At 52.7% G+C, this 8091-nt stretch carries 10 protein-coding genes; 3 read left to right on the top strand and 7 right to left on the bottom strand.

The annotated features are described in order from the left end of the window. Positions 1–470: 470 nt before the first annotated feature. Positions 471–1010 carry a gamma carbonic anhydrase family protein gene (locus tag HLG76_RS13840; protein ID WP_021022715.1) on the top strand — a complete coding sequence of 180 codons (540 nt, stop codon included), beginning with the start codon at positions 471–473 and terminating at the stop codon, positions 1008–1010. Here HLG76_RS13840 and HLG76_RS13835 read toward each other — a convergent pair. The 3 genes from HLG76_RS13835 to hemF are packed head-to-tail and all read right to left on the bottom strand — an operon-like array spanning position 1007 to position 3009. Next, a complete protein-coding gene (locus tag HLG76_RS13835; RefSeq protein ID WP_021022716.1) occupies positions 1007–1267 on the bottom strand; it encodes a DUF1488 family protein in 261 nt (86 codons plus the stop codon). The two genes, HLG76_RS13840 and HLG76_RS13835, sit on opposite strands and share 4 nt — an antisense overlap. Beyond that, positions 1264–2088, bottom strand: coding sequence for a shikimate dehydrogenase (gene aroE, locus HLG76_RS13830; RefSeq protein WP_021022717.1), 825 nt, complete (start codon positions 2086–2088; stop codon positions 1264–1266). Before aroE ends, HLG76_RS13835 begins: the two co-directional genes overlap by 4 nt. Before the next feature lie 3 nt (positions 2089–2091). Continuing rightward, positions 2092–3009 (bottom strand): oxygen-dependent coproporphyrinogen oxidase, encoded by a 918-nt coding sequence (hemF, locus tag HLG76_RS13825; protein ID WP_077669515.1) that lies wholly within the window; start codon positions 3007–3009, stop codon positions 2092–2094. A gap of 178 nt (positions 3010–3187) precedes the next feature. On the opposite strand from hemF, the gene purE reads away from it, so the two are divergent. Continuing rightward, positions 3188–3670 (top strand): 5-(carboxyamino)imidazole ribonucleotide mutase, encoded by a 483-nt coding sequence (gene purE / locus HLG76_RS13820; RefSeq protein ID WP_077461766.1) that lies wholly within the window; start codon positions 3188–3190, stop codon positions 3668–3670. Between the two features lie 5 nt (positions 3671–3675). Next, positions 3676–4824 (top strand): 5-(carboxyamino)imidazole ribonucleotide synthase, encoded by a 1149-nt coding sequence (locus HLG76_RS13815; RefSeq protein WP_175993857.1) that lies wholly within the window; start codon positions 3676–3678, stop codon positions 4822–4824. Here HLG76_RS13815 and HLG76_RS13810 read toward each other — a convergent pair. Genes HLG76_RS13810 through HLG76_RS13795 form a run of 4 tightly spaced genes read right to left on the bottom strand, consistent with a single transcriptional unit; the run spans position 4821 to position 8036 of the window. Beyond that, a complete protein-coding gene (locus tag HLG76_RS13810) occupies positions 4821–5378 on the bottom strand; it encodes a type I DNA topoisomerase (protein WP_021022721.1) in 558 nt (185 codons plus the stop codon). The genes HLG76_RS13815 and HLG76_RS13810 overlap by 4 nt on opposite strands. Before the next feature lie 27 nt (positions 5379–5405). Beyond that, entirely contained in the window at positions 5406–5879 is a 474-nt protein-coding gene (locus HLG76_RS13805) for a DUF494 family protein (RefSeq protein WP_021022722.1), read from the bottom strand. A 2-nt stretch (positions 5880–5881) separates the two neighbouring features. Further along, complete coding sequence (gene dprA, locus HLG76_RS13800) at positions 5882–6991, bottom strand: DNA-processing protein DprA (protein ID WP_077461768.1); 1110 nt, start codon at positions 6989–6991, stop codon at positions 5882–5884. Then, the gene (locus HLG76_RS13795; RefSeq protein WP_175993856.1) at positions 6981–8036 is read right to left on the bottom strand and encodes a LysM peptidoglycan-binding domain-containing protein; all 1056 of its coding nucleotides are present in this window, start codon (positions 8034–8036) and stop codon (positions 6981–6983) included. Before HLG76_RS13795 ends, dprA begins: the two co-directional genes overlap by 11 nt. Positions 8037–8091 lie beyond the last annotated feature (55 nt).

The raw sequence follows: 8091 nt of genomic DNA, 5'->3' as shown, positions 1-8091 counted from the left end.
TGTCTATTCTCAACGAGTGCCCACACAGATTGCATAGGTCAAATTGTTAAAGAGCATTGACTGTGCGAAGCTGCGCTTCGCTTGGTCAGGGCTGCGTATCTTACGCGCCTTACCGTTAAAGTCAAGAAGAAATTTTATCTTTTATTTTCAACCCTCAGGCCGGAAATAAAACTTCTTTTTGACTCCCCTAACGCTTGGCGTTAAGCGGACGGCTATCTTAATCTTTTAAAAACTCACGTCAAGCGTTTATTTTTATTTGATTTTTTACTTCAACATGGCGCTGAGCGCTTGCCCTACGTGCCGTGTCGATGGAGGCGCATTATAGGGAAGCTGATCAGATTGGCAACCCCTTTTTAGTGGTTTTTTAGAAAAAAACTGTCACTCGCTGTTTTTTTGCTCGCTAGAGTGTAAAACTGGTAACAAAGTCAGCGTTATCTGACATTGTATAGCGATATAAAGAGGGATTTGTGATGGCAAAACAGCTGCGCGCTTATAAAGGCATGACGCCTCAGCTTGGCGAACGCGTCTATATTGATGAATCCAGTGTATTGGCTGGCGATATTACGCTAGGCGATGATGTGAGTATTTGGCCGCTGGTTGCGGCGCGTGGTGACGTGAACCATATCCAGATTGGCGCACGAACCAATGTACAAGATGGTTCAGTCCTTCATGTCACCCATAAAAATGCCGAAAACCCACAAGGTTACCCGCTGATCATTGGCGAAGAAGTGACAATCGGCCACAAGGTTATGTTGCATGGCTGCCGGATTGGCAACCGAGTCCTCGTGGGAATGGGGACGATTATTCTTGATGACGCTGTCATAGAAGATGAAGTGCTGATTGGCGCTGGCAGTTTAGTCCCACCAGGAAAACGCTTAGAGAGCGGCTACCTGTATGTTGGCTCACCGGTCAAACAGGTCCGCCCCCTCACTGACAAAGAGCGTGCTTATTTTGCCCGCTCAGCGCAAAACTATGTCGACACCAAAGACATCTACCGCTGCGAGCACTAGATCACCAAGCTGCCATCGGGTTCAAACGCTTCTGATTCGATGGCCGCTTCCATTTGCTCTTCAATATCAAACCATACCTGTTCGACGATCGCCTGCGCATTATCCGTGTCCACCGCACAGCCGGCGAGCGCAGATAAGGTGGTAAAGCGGACAGCGCATGTTAGCAATGCACCATTAAGCTGGCCGTAAAAACAAACACGGGCCTTTGCCGTATCGACCTGCGCTTCGTCCGCAGCCAGAATAAGGGACTGATTCATCGATTGAGTGCCTCTCTTAACTGCTCGCGCACACGTTCGGTTTGTGGCCGACAGCCGCGCCATATAGCAAAGCTTTCCGCCGCTTGTTCCACCAGCATGCCCAAGCCGTCTAAACACCGCCCTGCTCCTTGGCGTTGCGCCCATTGGTTGCTGGTTGTGCTGCCAGCTTGATACACCATGTCATAGACAGTGGTCGCTGGGCCAATCGCTCCTTGCGGGAGAGGGGGATAGCTTTGATGTAAGCTTGCCGAGGTCGCATTAATGATCACATCAACAGGCGCCGCCACAGGTTTATCCACGGCATGACTGGCGATCGGTCCGGCCTCACCAAATGCAGCGGCTAATTGCTGGGCTTTTTGCTCGGTGCGATTGACAATCATCAGCGATGCTGGCGCTTGCTCCAGTAAAGGAAGCAACACACCCCGTGCGGCACCGCCCGCTCCCACGACTATAATGCGCTTATCGCGCAGTGCCACATGGTGGTGGTGTAAGTCAGTCACCAAACCGGCGCCATCGGTGTTATCACCGAGTAGAGAGCCATCGCTTTGCTTAACCAGCGTATTCACGGCACCGGCGCGGCGGGCACGCTCTGTCAGTGTATCAGCCCAATCATACGCTTGCTGTTTAAAAGGCACGGTCACATTGGCGCCGCGCCCTCCTTGCGCAAAAAACGCCTGCATGGTGGTCACAAAGCCTTCAAGCGGCGCCTCAATGGCTTGATAGTCGATGTCTTGTTGGGTTTGTGTCGCAAACGCGGCGTGGATCTGCGGCGACTTACTGTGGCCAATCGGGTGGCCGACCACGCAATAACGATCGGTCATTGGTTACCACTCCCTCGGTTTAAGGTAGTCGCGATAGAGTCTCGCTTCCGGCGCATCGTCATCAGGTGACCAATTATATTCCCAACGCGCCATCGGCGGCATCGACATCAGAATAGATTCGGTACGCCCACCGCTTTGCAAGCCAAATAGCGTGCCTCTGTCATACACCAAGTTAAACTCAACATAGCGTCCGCGACGGTAAAGCTGAAAATCGCGTTCACGCTCACCATAGGGCGTAGCTTTGCGGCACTGTACAATCGGCAGATAGGCATCGATAAAACCTTTTCCAACCGCTTGGGTGTAGGCAAAGCACTGTTCGAATGGCCATTGGTTCAAATCATCAAAGAAAAGCCCGCCGACGCCACGGGTTTCATCGCGATGGGGCAGATAAAAATAGCGATCGCACCATGCTTTGTGATCAGCGTACACGCTATCACCAAAGGGCGCGCACAAGGCTTTGGCGGTCTCATGCCAGTGCTGGCAGTCTTCCTCGAACGGATAGAAAGGCGTGAGGTCAAAGCCACCGCCAAACCACCACACAGGATCAGCGCCTTCTTTTTCGGCAATGAAAAACCGCACGTTCGCGTGTGAGGTTGGCACGTATGGGTTATGAGGATGGATCACTAACGACACCCCCATGGCCTCAAAACAGCGCCCGGCGAGCTCTGGACGGTGTGCTGTCGCAGAAGCAGGCATTTGATCGCCAAATACATGCGAGAAGTTCACTCCCGCTTGTTCAAATACTTGGCCCTGACGTAGGACGCGACTGCGGCCACCGCCCCCTTTCTCACGCTCCCACGCATCTTCAATAAAGTGCGCTTGACCATCTTGTTGCGCAAGCTGTTGGCAAATATCATCTTGAAGCTGGAGGAAAAAAGCCTTCACGGCTTGCTTATCAATTGTCGACTGACCGTGTGCCACGCTCACATCCTTTGTTACTGAGACTATGTATGTACTTTACCTGATCCACGCAGTGGGATCTTGACGGAATTTCATCTCCCACCGCTGACGCAAACGTTTTCCTTGCGATGAAATCTGGGTATAATTCACGCCACGCTCAGCTTAACTTATTCACGCTTGTCATCAAGAAGGACGTATTATGACTGTCGGTATCATCATGGGCTCGCAATCCGATTGGCCTACCATGACACATGCAGCGGCTATGTTGGATCACTTTGCTATCCCTTACGAAACCCGTATTGTCTCCGCCCATCGCACGCCACAGTTACTTGCCGACTATGCCCAGCAAGCGGCTGAGCGCGGTATTAAAGTGATTATTGCCGGCGCCGGTGGTGCCGCCCATCTACCCGGGATGACTGCCGCACACACCAGCCTGCCCGTACTCGGCGTACCGGTCCAGTCGAAAGCGTTAAAAGGCATGGACTCATTGCTTTCAATTGCTCAAATGCCAAAAGGCGTGGCAGTGGGCACGCTTGCCATTGGTGAGGCAGGCGCCGCGAATGCAGGCCTCCTTGCGGCACAAATTCTCGCAACGGCCGACCCTGACTTGATGGCAAAAGTGGATGCGTTTCGCCAAACGCAAACCGAGGCCGTTCTCGCTCAGCCTAACCCACAAGGGTAACGACCATGAATATTCTGGTGTTAGGCGCGGGACAACTGGCCCGGATGATGGCATTAGCCGGCGCGCCGCTCAATCTTATCGTCAGTGCTTATGATGTGCGCAGCGGCGACATTATCCATCCTTTAACCCAGCAGCCACTCGGTCAAGGGCTCGATACCGCGATAGCCGGCGCGGATATTATCACCGCTGAATTTGAACATATTCCTGCCAACATTTTGCATCAATGCGAGCAAAGCGGGAAGTTACGCCCCAGTGCGCAGGCAATTTTAACCGGTGGCGACCGTCAAATAGAGAAAGCCTTATTGATGCAAGCTGGGGTGGCTAACGCGCCATACCGAGTGGTACATACACAGGCGGATTTAGAAAAGGCGATCGATGCTCTGGACGCGCCCTTGGTGTTGAAAAGCACGCTCGATGGTTATGACGGCAAAGGGCAATGGCGCTATCGTGATGGTGATGATCTCAGCGCATTATGGGCCGAATTGGGCGCCTTTCTTGCCGCGCCCGAGCAGCGCGATGGTCAAGCGATCATTGCTGAGGCCATGATCCCTTTTGAGCGTGAAGTGTCACTAATTGGTGTACGTGGTGCCAATGGCGAATTTGCCAGCTACAGCCTAACCCAAAACCATCACCACAACGGCGTACTGACTTTGTCGGTGGCACGGCCTGACGAACAGGATTTGCAGTTACAAGCGGCTGAAATGGTGAAAAAGATTGCCGACACACTCAATTACGTGGGTGTGCTCGCGGTCGAATTTTTTGATGTTGACGGTCGCTTGCTGGTGAACGAAATCGCACCTCGAGTCCATAACTCGGGCCACTGGACCCAGCAAGGTAGCGCCTGTTGTCAGTTTGAAAACCACTTGCGTGCGGTCAGCGGCTTACCGCTTGGCGCTACCCGTTTGGTTCAGCCCGCTGCGATGATCAATATTTTGGGTCAAGGTAGTGTCCCGCTTGCGACCTATCGCGACGCCCATGTGCATTGGTACAACAAAACGCCTCTCCCGGGGCGCAAAGTGGGCCATATCAATGTCACGGCCACCTCGAACGCCGAGCTTGCCACCACGTTAGCGAGCCTCGCCAGCTACCTGCCCGACGACACCTTTCACGGTTTACAGTCCGCCGCGTTAGCACTGGCCGCACAAGCCGATTAATCCTCGCTCTCCGACTCTGCAGCCGATTCATCTTGAATCGCGCTGCAGGGCTTATCGGCACATTGATGCACGGTTTTCCCACCTTTTTTACGCTCGACCAAGAGTGCAAAACCACATGCCTCGCAGGTACCAGCTATCGGTTGTGCATTCACGGCAAAATGGCACTTAGGGTACTGATCACAGGCAAAAAAGCGCTTGCCATAGCGCGAGGTACGCTCCACCAGCTCACCTTTGTGGCAGGCTGGGCAGGTCAGAGTGGTGTGATCGGGTTCATCTGGTTTTTCGATATGCGTGCATTGCGGGAACTGATCACAGCCAATAAACATGCCGAATCGACCTTGGCGCAGCACCAACTCTCCCTGCTGACACGCCGGACAGGTCACGCCAAGCGCTTTCACCACATGGCCATCACCATGGTGTAACGCTTTGGTATAGTGGCAGTCTGGATAGGCCGTACAGGCCAGAAACGGGCCTCGTTTGCCCGATTTAAACGCAAGAGCGCTGCCACATTCCGGGCAGCGCTCCTGGGTCTTCGGGGTGTTATCTGTATTCATTCACACCTTTACTGTTATTGATAAGCGTTAATGCACGTACCCCTCTTGTGCGTCGTACAGCATGTCTTCCATTTGCGTATACGCGCGCTCATTACCTGGCACGTTAAACAGCACCATTAGGATCACCCATTTTAGATCATCCAAACCAAACTCTTGCGTTTCTAACTCCATCACCCGATCGATCACCATCTCACGCGTTTCTGGTGACAGCACTCCAGCTTGTTCTAAAAACAATAAAAAACCTCGGCTTTCTTGATCGAGAAAACGGGTTTCTTGCTCGGTGAATACACGAATCGAGCTCTGTGCACTGCCTGTTAGATAGGGCTGTTTATCCGCGTTTTGTAACTGAGCTAATTTTTCCAGCCAGTTTAGGGCCTTATAAATATCATCTTGATGAAAACCCGCACGGGACAATTCATCCGCTAACTCGTCCTGATCGATAATGACCTCGACATCACTGTGGATGTAGGTTTCAAACAGGTACATAAGAATGTCCATCATGGCTAGCCCCTCCTCGTTCTGACATAGCCACCGGGTACTGCTGCTACAAGCCCCTGGAGTTCTAAGTCTAACAACTGCATCATGATTTCGTGAACCGGTTGGTTGCAGCGCTCAGCTAGTACGTCGACACACGTCGCGTTAGTCCCTACGTTAGCCAACAGCGTGGGAAATGGCAATCCTTGATCGGCATCTAACTTGGGCGCATCACTAAATAATTCGCTTTGTTGGCTCACTGCAAACTGAACCAAACTGTCTACTTCACTTAAAATATCATCCACACTGTCCGTCAAGGTTGCGCCCTGCTTGATCAATTGATGGCATCCTCGCGCTTGGACCTGATCGATTGGGCCTGGGATCGCAAACACCCCTCGATTTTGCTCAAGTGCGTAGCGCGCCGTAATCAATGAGCCACTTTGCGGTGCCGCTTCCACCACTAATACGCCCGCTGATAAGCCACTGATCAGACGGTTACGACGAGGAAAGTGTTCCGCCCGTGGCGGCGCATCTGGCCAGAACTCGGACACCAACGCCCCTTGCGTAATAATTTGGCTGGCTAAGTCACGGTGACGTGCAGGATAAATACGCCCTAGCCCGCTGCCGAGCACCGCCAATGTTTGTCCATTGCCGTCTAAGGCACCTTTATGCGCCCGCCCATCAATGCCCAAGGCTAAACCGCTGGTAATGGTCAACCCGTAGTCGGCCAACTGTTTGGCAAAGTGATAAGCCGTCGTCAATCCAGATTGGGTGGCATGACGACTGCCAACCATGGCGAGCTGGGGCTTGGCTAAGGCGCTGGGATCACCTTGAACATAGAGAATGAGAGGCGCGCTGGCGATTTCTTTTAACAACGAGGGATAAGCGGGATGATCAAAACACAATAAGTGGCAATCGGGCGCCTCGGCCCAGCGCAAGCTCGCATTGATTAACGCCTGATTTGGGCTGCATATCGCCTGGCATTGATCCTCACTTAATCCAATCGCGGCCAACGCCTGCTGAGATTGCTGATGGATAGCCTCGACCGGCCATGTCGATAAGAGTTTTCGACGTTGCCTGGCCCGTAGCCGTGGCACTTGAGCCAAGGTTAACCACGCGTATAACGTCTCATCTTTCATGACTGATCCGAGCGCTTGAAGGCGGAATCGCCTGCATACCCGCTTTAATCGGCTGAGTGGCTTGCTGTACGACAGCCAAACTCATCCATGGATAGGAGCGGATAACCATCAGCTCACCGACTTTGACGTTCGGTAATACAGTGACCTCACGTGGGGTTTTATCGGCTTGTGCTTGATACTGGTACTCACCTGGCTGATTCACGACCTGTTTTCCAGGTTGAGTGACTTCAAATACTTGCCCGGCCGAAACCTGCGCCTTTGCCCCTTTATCCAGAACGACTAACTGCCCTTGAGCCACGTATTCACTGCCGTAAAGGTGACCCAATAAGGTCGCTTTGGTTTTCGCTGGATAAGGCCAGAATGGCGCCTGAACACGGTCGGGGGCCGGCAATAGCACGTCATTGGGTCGTATCTCTTGATTGACCTGAGTCAGTGTCATCACGCTATAGTTCGACGCCACGTCGGTGATTGAACCATTGGCCACGTGCGTCAAGCTAACCATTTGTGGGCGATTATCAGCCGTTTGATCTGCGCGTTGATGCGAAAAGGTGTGCGCGACCCGATATACCTGCCAATCGATCGCGTGTAATGCGGCATCGATATACACAGTGTCTGCCGCCGATAAAAGGCGACGCCCCTCAGGCGAGCCCAACACCCTGGGTAACGCAACTAATCGTGCTTTCTCAATCAAGGTATCTTGTGCTAGGTGGGGTAAGAGTAAGGGCCCAACACTGGGCACAGGCGACGCCGGTTCGTCTGCGGCTATCGTGTGAGAGGATTGGTATGTTAGATGCGGTTTCCCTTGTTGCCACTTAAGTGTCAACGTATCGCCCGGGTAGATAAGATGTGGATCCTTTATACTTGGGTTGTCGTACCATACTTTTGGCCAATGCCAAGGGTCAGCAAAAAAGGTGGCGGCAATATCCCAAAGCGTATCGCCACGCTCAACGGTATAACGTGTTTCACTCTTTTGTGCCGCCATACTGAACGGGAGTAGCGCTGTCAATAGGACTGCCATAGCAAGCCTACACAGTTTCTTTGTCATCGTCGTCTTCCTTGTCAGACAGAACGCGCTGATGCTGTCAATTGGCTGGCAAAAT

Source organism: Salinivibrio sp. EAGSL, from assembly GCF_013366455.1.
Classification (GTDB): domain Bacteria; phylum Pseudomonadota; class Gammaproteobacteria; order Enterobacterales; family Vibrionaceae; genus Salinivibrio; species Salinivibrio costicola.
Note: the sequence above shows the minus strand (reverse complement) of the source record. Positions and strands in the feature narration are given on the sequence as shown.

What these genes read in the sequence shown, in the direction of transcription:
- HLG76_RS13840 (WP_021022715.1), top strand. Translation starts at nt 471, where the DNA reads ATGGCAAAACAGCTGCGCGCTTATAAAGGCATGACGCCTCAGCTTGGC.
- HLG76_RS13835 (WP_021022716.1), bottom strand. Translation starts at nt 1,267, where the DNA reads ATGAATCAGTCCCTTATTCTGGCTGCGGACGAAGCGCAGGTCGATACG.
- aroE (WP_021022717.1), bottom strand. Translation starts at nt 2,088, where the DNA reads ATGACCGATCGTTATTGCGTGGTCGGCCACCCGATTGGCCACAGTAAG.
- purE (WP_077461766.1), top strand. Translation starts at nt 3,188, where the DNA reads ATGACTGTCGGTATCATCATGGGCTCGCAATCCGATTGGCCTACCATG.
- HLG76_RS13815 (WP_175993857.1), top strand. Translation starts at nt 3,676, where the DNA reads ATGAATATTCTGGTGTTAGGCGCGGGACAACTGGCCCGGATGATGGCA.
- HLG76_RS13810 (WP_021022721.1), bottom strand. Translation starts at nt 5,378, where the DNA reads ATGAATACAGATAACACCCCGAAGACCCAGGAGCGCTGCCCGGAATGT.
- HLG76_RS13805 (WP_021022722.1), bottom strand. Translation starts at nt 5,879, where the DNA reads ATGATGGACATTCTTATGTACCTGTTTGAAACCTACATCCACAGTGAT.
- dprA (WP_077461768.1), bottom strand. Translation starts at nt 6,991, where the DNA reads ATGAAAGATGAGACGTTATACGCGTGGTTAACCTTGGCTCAAGTGCCA.
- HLG76_RS13795 (WP_175993856.1), bottom strand. Translation starts at nt 8,036, where the DNA reads ATGACAAAGAAACTGTGTAGGCTTGCTATGGCAGTCCTATTGACAGCG.